The following is a 16827-nucleotide window of genomic DNA, read 5'->3' on the forward strand; positions in this document are numbered from 1 at the left end:
TTATGCGCTGAGTGCCGCGACCGCCGAGTCGTAGTCCGGTTCGGTCCCGATCTCGTCGACGAGCTGCTTGTGAATGACAGTGCCCTCTTCGTCGAGGACGACGACAGAGCGGGCCAGCAGCCCGGCAAGAGGACCGTCAACCATGGTCACACCGAATTCCTTGCCGAAGGCGCTGCGGAAACCTGATGCGGCGACGACGTTCTCAATGCCTTCGGCGCCGCAGAAGCGAGCCTGGGCAAAGGGCAGATCGTTAGACACGCACAGAACGGTGGTGTTCTCCAGGCTCGCGGCGAGTTCGTTGAACTTGCGCACCGAGGCGGCACAGACTTCGGTGTCCACGCTGGGGAAGATGTTGAGGACAACACGCTTGCCTGCCGTGTCTGCAGAGCTCACCTCACCGAGGTCGTTGCCCACGAGGCTGAACGCCGGTGCCTGCGCACCCTTCTCCGGGAGGTCTCCAACAGTCTTGACCGGTGTGCCCTGGAATGCCGTGGTGGCCATGCTTGGTTCTCACTTTCTTTCGTGATCATTGCTGTCAGACCCCACCCTACGTGAAGTGACCGACATGAGAATCGGCTGCTCAGATGCGACGGCGGCGCGCGATCCAGACGAGTCCAGCACCCATTGCGATGATGGCTGCCGCAATACCGATCGTGCTTCCAAGTTCCACACCGGTGCGTGGCAGATCTCCACCGGCATTGGCATCCCCGCTGCCGTCGGCAGAGTCAGATCCGCTGGCCGAATCGGTTCCGCCAGCTGAATCGGATCCGTTCGCCGAGGCGGTCCCACCGTCGGCATCGGATGTGGCATTCTCGTCGGCTGTGGAATCGGCACTGTCGTTGGCACCAGCTTCGACATCGGCATTCGCACCGCTGTCGTCACCGTCGGCACTGTCGGTGCCATCGGCAGCGTCAGCGTTTCCGCCATCTGCCGTCGCGTCCGAGTCGGTTTCGGCCGTGGCGTCCGGCTCGGCGGTGTCATCGGAAGATGCCTCGTCCTCATCGCCTGGGTCCTGTGTGGACGTGACGACCTGCCAGTTCTCGTCGTAGAAGTCAGTGGGGTCAACCACCTCGTTGTCCTTCACCCAGTCGATGAGCGCCTGACGAACCTCGACCTGTTCGTTGTAGACCTCTTTCAGGTCACCTACTGGGTAGTCGCCGCCTCCGGACTGACGATAGTTGTTGATCGCGAGAATGAAGGTGTCGTCATCACCAATGGTCTTGCCACTCTTATCGGTGAGGTTCTCGATGCGTTCACCTACTGGTTTGGACACGTTGATGTCGTAGTCGATGCCCGACAGCGCGTCGTAGTTGTAATCGGGAATCGGCCGATCGAGTACGTCGTCGATGGCATTGGTTCCGGTGGCTGGGTCGAAGTCGGCCCCTTCTTCTGTCTGTTTGAAGTAGCGGGCGGAGAACTCCAGGTAGTCACGCAGCTGTGAACCGTTGATCTCTACCCCGCCGAGCGTGTTGTCGAAGACATAGAGTCCGGCGACGTCGCGGATGGTGATGTCACCTGCAGGGAATTCGGCAGTTCGACTGAATGGTGATGCCTGGGAGATGATCGGCACGTCCTCGTATTCGGTGCCTGCCAATGCCGACTCCACCGTCTGAGACTGCACCTTCGAGATGAAGTCGAGGATTGCGGTGTCCTCGTAGTACGAGGTCGAGGCGCTCATGGTCTCGGTCACGGAGCCGATCTTCGTGTTGACGTAGTCGATCGTCTTCTTGTGCTGGGAGTCGATGAGGTCCTTGATCTCGGGGTCCTCGGCGACGTCGCCCTGTGTTGCCAGCGGTGTGGCTTCGGGCTCGGCACTGCCCCAGTCGATGCCCATGTCCTCGAGATCGATGGGCAGGTCTACCTCGGAGACCGACCGTGCCCAGTAGTTGGGCTGAGTGATGAGGGCCTTCGTGCCGTCTTCGCGTGAGACCACCTGGGTGGGCTCGTTCTGATGCGTGTGCCCGGCGACGAGGACGTCGACTCCCGGCACCTTCGCGACTGAGGTGCTCACGTTTTCCTGCAGTTCCGAAGGATCCCAAGCCTGGCCTTCCGGATCCTTACCCGAGTGGGAGAGGACGACGACGATGTCTGCACCGGCCTCTTTCATCTGTGGGACGTACTTCTTCGCAGTCTCGACCGGGTCGTCGAAATGAACTTTGCCGGAGAGATTGTTCTTGTCCCAGATCCGACTGCCGGGGGTCGTGACTCCCAGGACGCCGATGGTGATCTCCTGACCGGAGACGCGCTTCTTCACCATGGTGTAGGGGTCAAGGTGGGACTGCCCATCGTCGTCATTGATGACGTTGGCGCCCAGGACTGGGAAGTCCACCTGTTCCTTGTATTTGGCGAGCAGGTCAAGTCCGTAGTTGAACTCATGGTTGCCCACGACCTGTGCGTCGTAGCCGACGTTGTTGAAGGTCTTGGCCATCGGATGTGTCTCACCGGTTTCGGTGATGCGCTCCTGTTGTGCGTAGAAGTAGGTCAACGGGGTGCCTTGGATCGTGTCACCGTTGTCGACGAGAAGCACCGAGTCCTCACCCTTGGCTTCCTTCACACCCTTGATCAGGGTGGAGGCACGCGACATGCCCAGCTCCTCCCCGGCCGGGTAGGGTGCGTTGGCGAAGTAGTCCCAGTTGAGGACGTGACCGTGGACATCGGTCGTCGCCAGAAGCGTGAGCTCCCCCGCGCTTGCTGCCTGTTCCTCGTCCGGAGGTCCGCTGCCCAGTCCCGACGCCGAGGCGGCTGCCGGTCCCGCAACGATGAGTGTCAGTGCCAATGTGGACGAGGCCAGGGTTCGCAAGCGCATGAGTCTCCAGATGTCGTTGTGATTCAGATCTCCCACTCTATTCCGAAACATCGCGAATCTGAGCAAATCCTGAGCGAAATCTGCACAAACTGTGTTGACACTATTTCTCGCCGAGGTTGCCCTTCCCTGTCTTCGCACCAAGGGTGGATTCGATGATGATGAGGACAACCACAACTGCCGCACCGATGGCGGCGAGGACAATCGGCATCCACACCGGATCGGCCGGCGCGAGCAGACCACCGGTATCGGTGGTGGACTGCCATGGCCACAGCGCACGCAGGGAGCCGAGCATCAGTCCTGCCATCGCCACCAGCGTCCACCACCGGTGATTGTGGAGGAAATAACGCAAGATGTTGACGAAGAGTGCGAGACCGAGAATCGCGCCGAGCCCGAACACAGCGATGTAGACGAGGTCGCGGTCGTTCACCGCACGCAGAGTGGTGGCGTAGAGGCCGACTGCGAGGAGGAAGAACGATCCTGAGACTCCGGGAACGACCAAGGCGCAGATGGCGATGGAGGCGACGAAGAAGACTGCGATGAGTGGTGGATTCTCAACGTCTGAGCCTCCGGCAAGCCCGGTCATCCAAAAGGCAAGGGCAGCAGCGGCGAGGAAGACGAGTATTCCCAGCAGCAGCGGTTGCCCTGTTCGGGCCGGCAGCATGCGCAGTGGGACAGCGATGCTGGCCGCGACGAGGCCGAAGAACAGGCCGCGGGAGAGTTCTGGGTTGCCGGTGACGAAGCTCTCCAACATTCCGGCAATGGTGAAGACCGCTGTCACCATACCCAGCAGAACGGGGATGACGAGGAACCAATCGGTTCGACGCAGCTCGGCAACCGCGCCATGCCACCGGTCTGGGCCGGTGACCACGGTCTTTGCGGCCTTGACGACGTGGGCGGCGGAATCGATGAGTTGGTCGTAGACGCCGGTGACGAGGGCGATCGTTCCGCCTGAGACCCCAGGCACGAGTTCGGCCGACCCGATCAGGAAACCGCGGAGCAGATCGAGGGGAATCAGAGCTTTCGAACGGGTGGATTCCACGTGTGCGGCCACCTCGGGGCTGGGGTTAGTCATAGTGCCTCCACCCTACGAGATTCCGGCTTTCTCATACGAAAAATAGGGCCGAAGTCACCGATTCGACTTCTCAGTCGCCGGTGGCTCCGTCGATGCTCTCACGGATGAGGTCGGCATGGCCGACGTGTCGAGCGTATTCCTCGATCATGTGGATCAGCACCCAGCGCACGTTGAATCGATCGCCGGAGGACGGCTCCCGCGCCACCAGGGTGTCAAGGTCATCGATTCCCGCGAGGATCTGCCTCGACTGCTCACAGGCTTCGGCATGGAGTGTCAGTAGATAGTCCGGCGTATCAGCGGATGCGCTCTCGAAGTCCCAGTCACGATCTCCTTGCCAGTCAACACTCCCCCACGGCTCAGAGAGTTCCTGGCCCAGAATGTCTTCGACGAACCATTGTTCTTCGACCAGACTCAGGTGTTTGATGATCCCGCCTAGGGTCAGGCTCGAGGCGGCCACAGTCTTATTGAGTGCAGTCGAGTCGAGTCCGATGACCTTTCTGCGCATCACTTCTCGGTAGTAGTCGAGGAACTCTTCGAGTCCCTGTCGTTCATTCGGGGCTTCAGTGGGCTCGACCGGTGGCTGGCTCATGCGGGGTCCTCATTCTCATCTGTGGGTACTTTCCTGCCGATGTCGAAGACGTTGCCTTCGGGGTCGGTCAACGTGGTCCATTCGATTCCGTACTCGGCAAATCCCGCCACCTTCTCTGCACCTAGTGCCACGGCACGTTCGACGTCGGCAGGATAGTGCGGATCGTCGAGGTCGATGTGAAGGGGGTTCTTTCCCTCATCGCGGTCTTCGACCTTGAGGAAGAGCATGCCTGGCGTCGTGGATTCACCGTTGTGGACGCCGCCGATGCTGGCGACGAATTCGTTCGCGCCCTCGTCGAGGTCGACCTGGAGAAGTTCAGCCCAGAACAGCGATTGGGTTTCGACGTCTTTGCAGTCGAAGGTGATGCTCAGCGAGGACAAAGACGCCATGGCTGATGGTCCTTTCGTGAAGATGTCTGCGTGGACCACACTCTAGACGCTGGATCTGACACGAGGTGGGCGTCGCGACATACTTCGTTCCTCAGTCTCGTGGCTGTCTGGCCAACTGTCGGGACTGTGCGACCAACCGGCCGGCGGAGTCCCAGAGCTCGCAGTCTTCTTCGAACATGCCGCCGGCGATGTTGCGGGTTTACAGCTTTGCTCGGATCCAGCCCGGTGCCGGCTCAGCACGCAGGTGGGCGGTCAGCTCCATGGTCGGTGCCCAGTTGAAACGGCCGAGGTCGAACATCACCGGCGGGAAGGCATCGAGGAATGCCAACAGGGACAGCGCGTCTGGTGCGGTTCCGTCTGCCAGGCGAATCCAGCCCTGCAACAGGCCGCGGCCGCTGGGTCGACCGGTTGCGAAGCCGGCAGTCTCGGGGTCAAGTCTCATGTCATAGCGTTTCATCAAGGGCGCGGACTCTATGAAGTCTCCGGGCGCCTCGGCGACGTTGATGCATTGATCCGGATCGGGCAGCTCAGGTGGAATCGCTGTTGTCGCGACATCGTCGGGCAGGGCAGCAAGGTTGCCCATCGTCGCCAAGGCTGTGATCTTCGGTTCTGTGTTCTGGGACAGGTCGACGGCGAAGGTGGCACTCGACCGGCCCTCACGAATCAGGCGCGTGGTAATTTCGGCTCTGCCGCCCTGGCTGGGGCCCAGGTAGTAGGTGGAGAGCACTAATGGGTCGGGTGCTTTCGCGCTGTTGTTGCGCAGTGCCAGTCCGGCAACGCTGAGGAGGTATCCCCCGTTGACCGCGCCGGCGACACTCCAGTCCCCGTCGATGTCGGCAGTGAAGCTCGTATCGGACTGGCGTTCTACGGCGATGGCGGAGGCGAATTCGCTTTCATGCGTTTCGTTGATACTCGTTGGGCTCATGTGACTCACATTACCAAGAGCTGAACAATCGTCCGGTCAGTGCGGGCGATTGACGTGCCGTTCATTGCCGCGGCGGTAGTTGCCGGTTGCCCGGGCGAGCAGCTGTTGGTCAGCATCTTCGCTGACCCCAAGTTTCGGAATCAGTGCGGCGGCCTTCTTACCCCCGATCTCCATCACGGTTCGACCGTTACGCGCAATGATCAGCATTCCTGATTTCGTGATGCGGTAGTCGAACGGGTCGTCTTCGAGGCTCAACGTCATCACTCCCCTGTCCTGACGCAGCCGGTTAGCCTGGTGACCATGAGCATATCCCTGTCACGCCTCGATCCCAATGGTGCCGATCGTTCCGGACTCATCGAATTCTTCACCGGCAATGACTTCCCGTTCCATGTTCGGCCTGCGCCCTGGACGGCCGACAAAGTCGTGGAAATGATCGGCACTGGCGCCTTCTGCAATGATGACAACGACTCCTTCTGGATTTTCGATGACGATTTGGGTGTCGTCGGCTACGTCCGGATAGAAGATCTCAACGATGACACACCCATGTTTGACCTGCGTCTGTCCACCGAGTTTCGCGGTCGAGGACTCGGCGTCGCGTGCCTGAGTGCTGTCACTGACCACGTGTTCGAGACCAAGGACGTCAAACGATTCGAAGGTCATACTCGCGCTGACAATATCGCAATGCGATCTGTGTTCCTTCGTGCCGGTTGGTCGAAAGAGGCTCACTATCGCCGCGCGTGGCCGGTCGCGGGCCATACCCCTCAGGACTCGGTCGCCTATGCCATTCTGCGCGAGGAATGGGAATCTGGGGTCTCGGTTGACGTCAATTGGCACGATTTTCCCTAAGGCCGGAAAAATACACAGAGTGCCCCTGGTCCGAAGACCAGGGGCACTCTGCTGAGCACTCAGGCGATCATTTGCTGATCGTGTGAGCTACCCTCAGTTGTTCTTCTTGCGACGCATGGTCAGAACGACTGCGGCTCCACCGACAACGAGGAGTCCCGCACCGGCTGCGAGGCCGGTCAGTTCAGCACCGGTACGTGGCAGATCAGATCCGCCGTCACCATTGCCGTCATCGTCATTGTTGCCATTGTCGCCGTCGTCGTTTCCGCCGCCGCCGTTGCCGTCTTCGTCAGCAACAACCTCGAATGATCCGGTCAGAGCCGACTCATCCTCAGTGTCATTGGCACCGGTCACCTCAACGTTGTACTTGCCGAGATAGACCGACGGGTCGGATGCGCTTGTTCCGTAGATCGAGAATGCGGCAACACCGTCGGCGTTGGCAGTCTCATCAAGGGTGATGCCCTCAACGTTTTCAGGACCAGCAACGACTTCGAGTGAGACCTTTTCGCCCTCTTCGAAGCCTGCAGCCATGATCTGCACGCCCTTGTCCTGCTTCACGAAGTCAGAAGCAGAAACTTCCTTAGGCTCGATCGAGAGCTTGCGCTCTTCGGGAGCTTCGCCGTCCTTCGAACCATCGGAGTCAGCATTTGACTCTGCGTTCTTAGCATCGGCAGCTGCACCGGCGTCCGAGTCGTTGCCATCGGCATCGGCTTCGGCACCGTCTGCACCAGCGTCTGCTCCGTCCGCGCCAGCGTCGTCTGCAGCGTCGTCTGCAGCATCGTCAGCTTCCACGGTCACTGTGAACTCGGTTGATTCCGAGGTTCCGGCAACGGTGGTCGCGGTAGCGGTGTATGCGTACGTGCCAGTCTCTGAAGGAGCCTCGGCTGTGAAGTTGCCCTCGGCATCCGCAGTGACAGTCACGGAACCTTCAGCTGCGGCCTGAGCCTGAAGCGCTGCCTGTTCGCCGTTTGCAGCAACAGGCTTCCAGTCAAGCTTCACCTTGGCATCGGCCTCAGTCTTGCCAGTGATCTGACCGCCTTCGTCGACCTTCTGGTCCTCGACTACTGGTGCTTCAGGCGCCTCAGGAGCGTCTGCGTCGGAGTCAGCATTTGCGTCCTTGGCATCGGCACCTGCATCGGAGTCAGCGTCCTTGGCGTCGGCGCCAGCATCGGAGTCAGCGTTTGCGTCCTTGGCGTCGGCGCCAGCATCGGAGTCAGCGTTTGCGTCCTTGGCGTCGGCGCCAGCATCGGAGTCAGCATCCTTGGCATCGGCGCCAGCGTCAGAGCCGGCATCCTTCGCGTCGGCACCACCGTCAGCGTTTGCATCGTCGTCGCCCGGGGGCTCTTCATTCGGCTTTTCGAGGTTGAAGTCAACGCCCGACTCTGTGATCGAGTGGTCGAGGTCGGCTACCCAACCGAACTGGCTGCCGTCGGCTGTAGGTCCGCCACCGGAGATGACGCCAACAGCGGTGTCACCCTGGAACACAGCTCCACCTGAGTCGCCCGGCTGGGAGAAGGGCTTGTCGGCTGGGGAGGTCACTGCGAAGCCGTGTACCCAGTATCCACTGATGTTGGCGTACTCGAAGATCTCGTTGTACTCGGCGTCGACTTCACCCTCGGTCAGGCCTGTGGTGCGGCCGGACTTCTGAATCTTACCGTCCGTGTGAGCACCCACCTTGGTGATCTCAGTCGCGAGGCTCTTCGAGAGGTCGTCGTCGCCGGCTGTCGTCCAGTCGGTCACACCGTTCTTCACTCCGTACTTCGACTTGTCAACGTTGATGACTGCGAAGTCGATGTCGCTGCTCTGAGCGTTATTGGGATTCTCCGAGGTGTCGTGCTGCCCGCTCTCACCGAAGCTGGTGAATTCCCACTTACCGAGAACACCGATTCCGGACAGCTCAGACTGCTCTGAACCGGCTGCGGGAGCCGTGGAGGGCCTCTCGGTGTCGTTGACGATGCTGTCACCGGTAATTACAGCAGCCTTGTCCATGATCTTCGCGCAGTGGCCCGCGGTCAGGACAACAGGATTGCCGTCGCCGTCCCACCCGGAGAACCCGGTCGAGCAAACGCCGGTGGCACTGCTGGCTTCGCCGACGGTGTAGCCAGCGCCACCGACAACATCGTTGCCGGCATATGCTTCAAGTTCCTTGATGCCCTCAGTGAAGTTGACGTTCTCATACTTCTTCTCGAGGTCCCTCATTTCCGCTGTCTTCTTCTCAACACCGAGATTGAGCTCTCCGCCCTTTGCACCGTAGGCATTGACGCCATCGATGTCGGACAGTGCCTTCTGCACCTGAGCGTCGTTCTGCACATCGAGTTTCTGCGGGCCGTCGGCTATGGCTGGGGATGCGACGAACGCACTGCCAAGACCGAGCGCCGCTGCGGCGGTCAGTGCCAGCGAACTCTGAACGAGTTTCTTCTGCATACTCTTGGGTTCCCTTGATCGTAATCACTGTTGCAATTGTCTGTGTACTCTTCGCCCCGCACCTCAACAACAGTGCGGATGTTTCTGAGAACAGTCTTTCAACCACATGAAAGGTTACGGTTTGGCAACGATGGGAAGCAACCACAATGCGTGTTGGTCGTGAACACAACTTACAAAACCTGAGTTGGCAAGCAATCTTCCGAGTTGTCCATGGACCTGTCAAGGGTGGCCGTTATGATCGGAGCATGCTCAACCTCACTTCAAACAGACCTTCCGCAACGTTACGACGTGCCTTGGGAGTAGCTGTCCTTGGTCTCGCTCTGCCGCTTGCCGCGTGCGGACCAGGTTCCGAACCCAGCGAGCCAACCAGCTCTGCACCCACAGAATCCAACACTCCCTCGGATTCCGCGGATTCCACTGCACTTGACCCGACAGGCAAATGGGCTTCTCCTGAGGCGGGAGAGCCTTTCCTGGAGTTCTCTGCGGACGGACAGGTCAAGGGAACCGATGGTTGCAATCCGATCAAGACAACATGGGAAGTCGATGGTGACAAGGTCATCATCACCTCGTTCACGTCGACTCAGAAAGCCTGTGCGGGAGTCGACACGTGGTTGTCAGGTGCCGTGTCGGCGACGATCGATGGCAACGTCATGAAGGTGATGGACGGTAAAGGCAAGGTCATCGGCGGTTTGGAGAAGGAGGAGAAATGAGCAATTCAGTCAACGGCAAATGGGTCAGCTCCAAAGACGGATCCTCAGCGTTCCTCAAGTTCGACGAAGACGGAACACTGACAGGCAGCGATGGCGGAAACCGAATCGCGACCACCTGGGGGTCGGAAGGTTCGGGAGCGGTCATCAAACCCTTCGCCACCACGCAGCGCGCCGTCATGGGCATGGAGGCCTGGGTGGGCCGAGTTCACCGTGTTGAGGCCGACGGTGACGTACTCACCGTCTTCGACCACGGCGGCAACCACCTCGGCGAGTTGGCCAAAGACACCGGTTCGAACGAACCCGACGAAGGACGATAGATGGCCGGCGGTCTGTTTGCCCTCCTCGACGACGTCGCAGCGCTGGTAAAGCTCTCCGCGGCCAGTCTCGACGACGTTGCCGCCGGAGCCTCACGATCGAGCATCAAGGCTGCGGGAGTCGTCGTCGATGATGCTGCGGTCACGCCGAAGTTCGTCGAAGGCGTCGGTCCGAAGCGAGAGCTGCCCATCATCAAACGCATCGCTCTCGGCTCTCTGGTCAACAAGATCCTCATCATCTTGCCCATCATCCTGCTGCTCAGTCAGTTCCTCCCCTGGCTGCTGACTCCGCTCCTCATGGTGGGCGGCACCTACCTGTGCTTCGAAGGTGCAGAGAAGATCCTCGAGAAGCTCGGGTGGATCAAACACCACGAAGAGCCGAAGAAGGAATCCAAGCACGGCAAGAAAGACGACGGCGACGCGGAAAAGAAGATAGTCCGCTCCGCCATCACCACCGACTTCGTCCTCAGCTGCGAGATCATGGTCATCGCACTCAATGAGGTAGCCGACGAGACGCTGCTCTCACGTGCCATCATCCTCGTCATCGTGGCCCTGGGCATCACAGTCGGCATCTACGGCACTGTCGGCCTCATCGTAAAGATGGACGACATCGGCCTGCACATGGCGAAGAAGGACAAACCGGGCACACAGAAGTTCGGCCGCTTCCTCGTCAAAGCGATGCCCAAACTTCTTGCCGGTCTCTCGGTCATCGGCACGTTCGCCATGCTGTGGGTCGGCGGACACATCATCCTCGTGGGTACCGACGAACTCGGATTCAACGCCCTCTATGATTTCGTCCACCATCTCGAAGAACCCGTGGCCGCGATCGCCGGAGTCGGAGGCTTCCTGGGCTGGCTGGTCAATACGTTCTTCTCGCTCATCCTCGGCGCCATCTGGGGCGGAATCGTGGCTGGCATCGCCATCGGCTTCACTGCTCTGCTGAAGTCGGGGAACAAGGACGACAAGGACCACAAGGACTCCACCGGGCAGGAGGACGACGAGGTACCCGCCGATATGGCTGCTGCAGAAAGCTCTGCCGCCGATGCGTCCTCAACCGCGGACTCGACCTCAACTGCAGATCACGGCGCGGGAAGCGCAGATCACGGTGCGGGACCTAAGCCGAACTACGCCCCGAATCCGGGTAAGGACTCGTCGGGAAGTTGAGTACTACTTCTCCAGCACGTCCTCGATGCCGCTGTCGTTGATGAGCCAGTCAAGGCTGGCCGGACTCGCTCCGTTGATCGCGGTCGTGAAGTCGGCGTCGACGAATTTCGCGGTCCCGTTCTTCACCGCGGGCAGGGAGTCGTAGCTGGGATTGTCCTCAACCATCGATTTCGCGTCCTCATCCATAGCCCAGATGAAGAGGTAGTCGGCATCGAGCTGATTGAGCTCCTCCGCTGAGAGGGTGAACCTATTGACCTCTTCCGGAGTCTGATGCTGGCCCGGCTTCAGACCGAGGAGTTCAAGAGGTGCCGCATTTCCGAAGTAGATCCCATCGGATCTCGGTGAGATGACCTGATAGGTCTTCCCCTCCACCTCGAGTTCCTCCCCCAGTGACTTCATGGATTCCTTGGTCGCCGCGATGGCCTCTTCGACCTCGTCCTTCTTACCCAACGCCTCACCAACGACTTGAGCACTGACATCCCAATCGGGATTGGTCGACTCCGACTTCGGCACCACGACCGGGGCAATGTCCGAAAGATGGTCATAGACGGCATCATCGGTGACGTTCCAAGGAGCCGCAAAGATGACGTCAGGCTCATAGGAGGCCACCTTCTCAACGTCGACGTCGTAGCTGTCACTGACCAATGAATCGTCTGCGACCTCGTCGAGGACACCCTGTTGCCACGCATTGAGCTCATCGGCACTGGTGCCGACTGCCACGGGCGTGGTGCCCAATTGCGCGGAAACGTCCGCCGACGGGGTATTGAGAGCGACTACAGTCTCCGGGTTCGCCGGAACTTCGACCGTCCCTTTGAGCGTATCGACGCTCACCGGCCCGCCCGATCCGCTCTCATCGCCTTCGGAGGGACTGCCGGGTGAGGCACTCGAACAGCCGTTGAGGGTCATAGCCCCCACGGTGAGAGCGACAACGACGATGTTGCTTCTCTTCATGATGCACTTTCGGTCAGGGCGGCAGTCTGCTGGTCAGCGGTCTGCGAAGGTCTTCTTCGGCCTGCCGGGAACGATCATGGGTGCACCAGTGACGGGGTCGTCGATGATGGTGCAGTCGATGCCGAAGACCCGGTCCACCAACTCCGATGTGATGATCTGGGCTGGTGGGCCCTGGGCGACGATTGCCCCGTCCTTCATCGCGATGATCTCGTCGGCGTAGCGGCAGGCCTGGTTGAGGTCGTGGAGAACGGCGACGAAGGTGTGGCCGTGTTCGTGATTGAGCTGTGCGAACAGATCGAGCAGGTCGATCTGGAAGGCCAGGTCCAAGAACGTGGTGGGTTCGTCAAGCAGCATCAGCGGTGTTTCCTGTGCGAGGACCATCGCCACCCAGACCCGTTGCCGCTGACCGCCGGAGAGTTCGTCGACCTGGCGGCCCGAGAGGTCTTCGGTGTTCGTTGCCCGCAGCGCTGAGAGCACGGCAGTTTCGTCCTGGTCTGTCCACTGTTTGAGGAACGACTGGTGCGGGTGGCGCCCGCGAGCCACGAGCTCGGCCACGGTGATGCCGTCTGGGGCGATCGATGTCTGTGGGAGCAGTCCCAGCCTTTTGGCGATCTGCTTCGTCTTCAGTTTCGCGATATTTCCGCCGTCGAGGAGAACCGTGCCCTTCGCCGGGGTCATCAGTCTGGCCAGTGCCCGCAGCAGCGTCGACTTGCCGCAGGCGTTGGGGCCGACGATGACGGTGAACTTGCCCGGAGCGATCTCTACGTTGAGGTCGGTGATGACCTGGCGATGGTCATAGGCCAGGTCGAGGTTCTGGGCCGCCAACGGCGTCGCGGTCGACGTCGCCGTATCGGTCGCGCCAGCTTTGCCGACATTGCCGGTCGTCCCGGACTTGCCAGTCGTATCAGCGTGATCGGTCATATCGGATGAGATGCTCATTGTGCCTTCCGAGCTTCTTGGATGAGGAGCCAGATCAGGTAGATGCCGCCGATGCACACGGTGACGACTCCGACGGGAAGTTGGGTTTCGCCCAGGGCGTGCTGAGCGATGAGATCGGCAGCGACGAGCAGGAGCGCTCCAACGGCTGCAGCCGACAGCAGGCTGGTGCCTTGGGACTTTGCGATCCTGCGTCCGATCTGTGGGGCGGCAAGGGCGACGAAGGCGATGGGTCCGGCGGCGGCCGTGACCACGGCGACGAGCGCCACGGCTACGAGAATGAGGCCGGCTCGCAGGGGTTCGTTGCGCACCCCTAGCGCCTTGGCGGTGTCGTCGCCGAGTTCGAGTGTGCCCAGGCCGCGGGAGAAGAGGCCGCATCCCAGCCCCAGGAGCACCGTGCCGATGGCTGCTGGCAGCAGTGTCGACCAGCCCATGCCGTTGAGTGTTCCGGCTCCCCAGGTGGCTGCCGCCATCGCGAGGTCGAGGTCGGCGCGCATGATCAGCCAGGTGTTGAAGGCGTTGAGCATGGCGGTCAGGGCGATGCCGACGATGATGAGGCGGAAGCCTTGGACCCCGCCCTTCCACGTCAGAAGGTAGACCACGATGGCGGTGAGGAGGCCGCCGATGATCGCACCGAAGGCTGTGGAGACGAAGCTGGAGCCGAAGACGATGATGGTGACGATTCCGCCGGTGTAGGCACCGGTGGAGAAGCCGATGATGTCGGGGCTGCCCAGTGGGTTGCGGGTCAGTGATTGGAAGACTGCACCCGAGATGCCCAGTCCGGCTCCGAGGACGATTCCGGCGATGATGCGTGGTGCCCGCCATTCGCCGACGACGGTGTTGACGATGCGTTTGTCGGCCTGGCCGAACAGCCCTTGGAAGACCTCGCCGGGGGTAAGCGAGAACTCTCCGAGGAGCAGTCCCAGGAATCCGCAGCCCAACGCCAGCACAGCGACGATGGCGCTCGTGACGACGACGCGCAGATCGATGCGGAAGCCGAAGGCTCGCAGCATCGGACGGCCGAAGTCGACCTTCTCCCCCGGCAGGACCCGCTGGCCGGGAACGAATTCGGTGGCGTCTCCGATCGGTGAGTGCGACGATTTCACAGTCCGCTCGCCTTCTTTCTGCGAACGAGGGCGATGAGCACCGGTGCACCGACGAAGGCGGTGACGACGCCGACCTGGAGTTCACCCGGTTTCATCACCACCCGTCCGAGCACATCGGAGACGAGGAGCAGAATGGGCGAGAGGATGACGGAATAGCTTAAGATCCATCTCTGATCGGGGCCGACGATCCAGCGCGCGATGTGGGGAATCATCAGTCCGATGAACCCGATCGGCCCGGCGGCAGCGGTGGCACCGCCGGCCAGGAGGGTGACCGCGAGGATGGTGAGGATGCGGGTGCGGTTGACCGAGGTGCCCAGACTGGCAGCCAGATCGTCGCCGAGTGCCACTGCGTTGAGCGAGTGGGCCAAGAAGAGTGCGAGGACGATGCCGCCGATGATGAATGGAGCCACGGCGTAGACCGTGTCGAAACCACGACCGGCGATGGCTCCGACATCCCAGGCACGGAAGGCGTCGAAGGCTCGTTCATTCGTCAGCAGCACGCCTTTGGTCAATCCAGTCAGCACAGCTGCCACGGCGACTCCAGCCAAGGTCAGCCGGATCGGATCCACGCTGTGGTTTCGACCGGAGGACCCGATGATGTACACGCCTGCCGTGGCGACGAGGGCACCGAGGAAGGCGAACCAGATGTAGCCGTTGATCGAGGTGATTCCGAAGAACCCGATCCCGATGGCGACGGCGAAGGAGGCCCCTGCGTTGACGCCGAGGATGCCCGGGTCGGCCAGCGGGTTGCGCGTCAGCGCCTGGATCAGTCCGCCAGCCAGACCCAGTCCCATACCGACGAGTATGCCCAACACGGTTCGCGGGAAGCGCAGTTCGAGGACGACCAGCTGGTCGTCGCTTCCGCTGGGATCGAAGAATGCGCCCAGTACTTCCGAGACCGGCATGTCACGGGTGCCGATGGCCAGTGAGGCCAGCACCACGAGGACCAAGACGATGACCGCGATGATGAGCCCGAGGGTGCGTCTGACCTTCAGCGCCCGTGTCGCCTTCTGACCGGTGACCTCAGAGGGCTTCGCCGAGGCTGTGGTGGCGAGACCGGTCATCGGAGGGTTCCTTAGTATCGACTAATTAAGGGCAGGCTAACCACAATCTAGTCGAAAACGGCGGCTCATCCAAACGATTTCTCGTTCACTGAGCTGTGATCTTGCCGATCCTTTCGGACGTCTGGCGCTGAATTCGGGAGAGCATTCCGCTCATCCCCCGCAGCCGCAGCGGGCTCACGAGGTCCGTCATCGACAGACGCAACGGCAGGTCAGACGGGATGGACAGGACCACCTCGGCGGTCTGTCCGTTGAGTCCTTCGTGAAGGATTCCGGCGAAACCACGGGTCGTCGGCGCCTCGGGAGGTGCGGAGAAATGCAGCTTCACGATCGCGGCACCCCCCTGCTCGGGGTTCTCCACCTCGGTGACGAGGAAGATCGGAGACTGGCATTCGGGGACAGGTTCGAGCAGCTCGGGGTGCTCGCTGTAGCGCGGTGGCAGCTCGGGCAGCTCGGAGGCGAGCTCGAGCAGAAGCTGCAGCCGGTCACTGGAATCGGTCTCCGCGAAATCGGTGACGATCTCGGCCAGGCTCTCCGGCAGGTCCGAGGACTCTGGGGTGTCTGTTGCGGCGCTCATCAGCGGTTGGGCACCTCCCCGGCCTCTGCTCCAGTGACGATGGGAACACCGACGACGTTGCCCCATTCGGTCCAGGACCCGTCGTAGTTGCGGACGTTGGTGTAGCCGAGCAGGTGCTGGAGAACGAACCAGGTGTGGCTGGAGCGTTCGCCGATGCGGCAGTAGGCGATGACCTCGTCGGCGGTGCCGAGTCCGGCCTCATCGGTGTAGATGGCCTTGAGTTCAGCTGCCGACTTGAAGGTGCCGTCCTCGTTTGCGGCCTTTGCCCAGGGCACCGAGGCTGCGGTGGGGATGTGTCCTCCGCGCAGTGCGCCCTCTTCGGGGTAGGCGGGCATGTGTGTGCGTTCGCCGGTGTATTCCTCGGGGCTGCGCACATCGATGAGGGGACGCGTGCCGATGCTGTCTCTGACCTCGGGCAGGAATGCCCGCAAGCTCGTGTCATCACGCTCGATGACCGGGTATTCGGTCGGCTCCGGGCGTGGCTTGTCCGTGGTCAGTTCACGATCTTCGGCCTGCCATTTGGCACGGCCTCCGTCCATGAGGCGGACGTCTTCGTGGCCGAACAGGGAGAAGACCCACAGGGCGTAGGCTGCCCACCAGTTGGATTTGTCGCCGTAGAAGACGATGGTGTCCTCCCGGGAGATGCCCTTGGCGGACATGAGTGCGGCGAATCCTTCGCCGTCGACGTAGTCGCGGGTGACCCTGTCATTGAGTTCGGTGTGCCAATCGACCTTCACCGCGCCGGGGATGTGCCCGGTCTCGTAGAGGAGGACGTCCTCATCGCTTTCGACGATGACCAGTCCGGGTTCACCGGCATGCTCAGCCACCCATTCGGTGCTGACCAGACGTGATCCGTCTGCGTATTCGGCGAATTTGGCCGTGGAATCAGCCGGGATCGCTGTGCTCACTCGTTCCTCCTTGTGATGGTGTGGCTCTTCGGGCCTCTGTGCGGGTCAACGC

At 61.2% G+C, this 16827-nt stretch carries 17 protein-coding genes and 1 pseudogene; 4 read left to right on the top strand and 14 right to left on the bottom strand.

Going from position 1 to position 16827, the window contains the following annotated elements; translation table 11 throughout:
* The 7 genes and pseudogenes from tpx to BAUR9175_RS09145 all read right to left on the bottom strand — a co-directional run bounded on the left by tpx (position 1) and on the right by BAUR9175_RS09145 (position 6042).
* On the bottom strand, positions 1–501 hold the full coding sequence (gene tpx, locus BAUR9175_RS09115; RefSeq protein ID WP_101583593.1) for a thiol peroxidase: 501 nt from the start codon (positions 499–501) through the stop codon (positions 1–3).
* Positions 502–580: 79 nt separating this feature from the next.
* Complete coding sequence (locus BAUR9175_RS09120; protein WP_101583625.1) at positions 581–2806, bottom strand: bifunctional metallophosphatase/5'-nucleotidase; 2226 nt, start codon at positions 2804–2806, stop codon at positions 581–583.
* A gap of 100 nt (positions 2807–2906) precedes the next feature.
* Positions 2907–3878: a DUF368 domain-containing protein gene (locus BAUR9175_RS09125; protein ID WP_096146842.1), complete on the bottom strand. Its 972-nt coding sequence runs from the start codon at positions 3876–3878 to the stop codon at positions 2907–2909.
* Between the two features lie 70 nt (positions 3879–3948).
* The gene (locus BAUR9175_RS09130) at positions 3949–4467 is read right to left on the bottom strand and encodes a DinB family protein (protein WP_101583595.1); all 519 of its coding nucleotides are present in this window, start codon (positions 4465–4467) and stop codon (positions 3949–3951) included.
* Complete coding sequence (locus tag BAUR9175_RS09135) at positions 4464–4856, bottom strand: VOC family protein (protein ID WP_096146840.1); 393 nt, start codon at positions 4854–4856, stop codon at positions 4464–4466. The genes BAUR9175_RS09130 and BAUR9175_RS09135 overlap by 4 nt, the downstream gene beginning before the upstream one ends.
* Positions 4857–4947: 91 nt before the next feature.
* A pseudogene (locus BAUR9175_RS09140) lies at positions 4948–5781 on the bottom strand (thioesterase family protein).
* 36 nt (positions 5782–5817) lie between these two features.
* On the bottom strand, positions 5818–6042 hold the full coding sequence (locus tag BAUR9175_RS09145) for a hypothetical protein (RefSeq protein ID WP_226823831.1): 225 nt from the start codon (positions 6040–6042) through the stop codon (positions 5818–5820).
* Between the two features lie 39 nt (positions 6043–6081).
* Here BAUR9175_RS09145 and BAUR9175_RS09150 point away from each other — a divergent pair, with 39 nt between their 5' ends.
* A complete protein-coding gene (locus BAUR9175_RS09150; RefSeq protein WP_096158635.1) occupies positions 6082–6627 on the top strand; it encodes a GNAT family N-acetyltransferase in 546 nt (181 codons plus the stop codon).
* A gap of 93 nt (positions 6628–6720) precedes the next feature.
* Here the strand turns inward: BAUR9175_RS09150 and BAUR9175_RS09155 are convergent, their stop codons facing one another.
* A complete protein-coding gene (locus tag BAUR9175_RS09155; RefSeq protein WP_101583597.1) occupies positions 6721–9048 on the bottom strand; it encodes an LPXTG cell wall anchor domain-containing protein in 2328 nt (775 codons plus the stop codon).
* Positions 9049–9293: 245 nt separating this feature from the next.
* Between BAUR9175_RS09155 and BAUR9175_RS09160 the strand changes: the two genes are divergently transcribed.
* Genes BAUR9175_RS09160 through BAUR9175_RS09170 form a run of 3 tightly spaced genes read left to right on the top strand, consistent with a single transcriptional unit; the run spans position 9294 to position 11236 of the window.
* Entirely contained in the window at positions 9294–9758 is a 465-nt protein-coding gene (locus BAUR9175_RS09160) for an META domain-containing protein (protein WP_096158632.1), read from the top strand.
* Positions 9755–10075, top strand: a complete 321-nt coding sequence (locus BAUR9175_RS09165; protein ID WP_096158631.1) for an META domain-containing protein — start codon at positions 9755–9757, stop codon at positions 10073–10075. The genes BAUR9175_RS09160 and BAUR9175_RS09165 overlap by 4 nt, the downstream gene beginning before the upstream one ends.
* On the top strand, positions 10076–11236 hold the full coding sequence (locus tag BAUR9175_RS09170) for a DUF808 domain-containing protein (protein WP_206430650.1): 1161 nt from the start codon (positions 10076–10078) through the stop codon (positions 11234–11236).
* A gap of 3 nt (positions 11237–11239) precedes the next feature.
* On the opposite strand, the gene BAUR9175_RS09175 is transcribed toward BAUR9175_RS09170, so the two are convergent.
* From BAUR9175_RS09175 to BAUR9175_RS09200, 6 genes are all read right to left on the bottom strand, one after another.
* The gene (locus BAUR9175_RS09175; protein ID WP_101583599.1) at positions 11240–12187 is read right to left on the bottom strand and encodes an ABC transporter substrate-binding protein; all 948 of its coding nucleotides are present in this window, start codon (positions 12185–12187) and stop codon (positions 11240–11242) included.
* A gap of 33 nt (positions 12188–12220) precedes the next feature.
* Positions 12221–13126 (bottom strand): ABC transporter ATP-binding protein, encoded by a 906-nt coding sequence (locus BAUR9175_RS09180; RefSeq protein ID WP_180959224.1) that lies wholly within the window; start codon positions 13124–13126, stop codon positions 12221–12223.
* Positions 13123–14229 carry a FecCD family ABC transporter permease gene (locus BAUR9175_RS09185; RefSeq protein ID WP_096177400.1) on the bottom strand — a complete coding sequence of 369 codons (1107 nt, stop codon included), beginning with the start codon at positions 14227–14229 and terminating at the stop codon, positions 13123–13125. Before BAUR9175_RS09185 ends, BAUR9175_RS09180 begins: the two co-directional genes overlap by 4 nt.
* Complete coding sequence (locus BAUR9175_RS09190; RefSeq protein WP_009883777.1) at positions 14226–15293, bottom strand: iron chelate uptake ABC transporter family permease subunit; 1068 nt, start codon at positions 15291–15293, stop codon at positions 14226–14228. Before BAUR9175_RS09190 ends, BAUR9175_RS09185 begins: the two co-directional genes overlap by 4 nt.
* Before the next feature lie 85 nt (positions 15294–15378).
* On the bottom strand, positions 15379–15867 hold the full coding sequence (locus BAUR9175_RS09195) for a SufE family protein (RefSeq protein ID WP_096146830.1): 489 nt from the start codon (positions 15865–15867) through the stop codon (positions 15379–15381).
* A complete protein-coding gene (locus tag BAUR9175_RS09200; RefSeq protein WP_009883775.1) occupies positions 15867–16775 on the bottom strand; it encodes a sulfurtransferase in 909 nt (302 codons plus the stop codon). The genes BAUR9175_RS09195 and BAUR9175_RS09200 overlap by 1 nt, the downstream gene beginning before the upstream one ends.
* Positions 16776–16827 lie beyond the last annotated feature (52 nt).

This window comes from Brevibacterium aurantiacum (assembly GCF_900169065.1).
GTDB classification, from domain to species: domain Bacteria; phylum Actinomycetota; class Actinomycetes; order Actinomycetales; family Brevibacteriaceae; genus Brevibacterium; species Brevibacterium aurantiacum.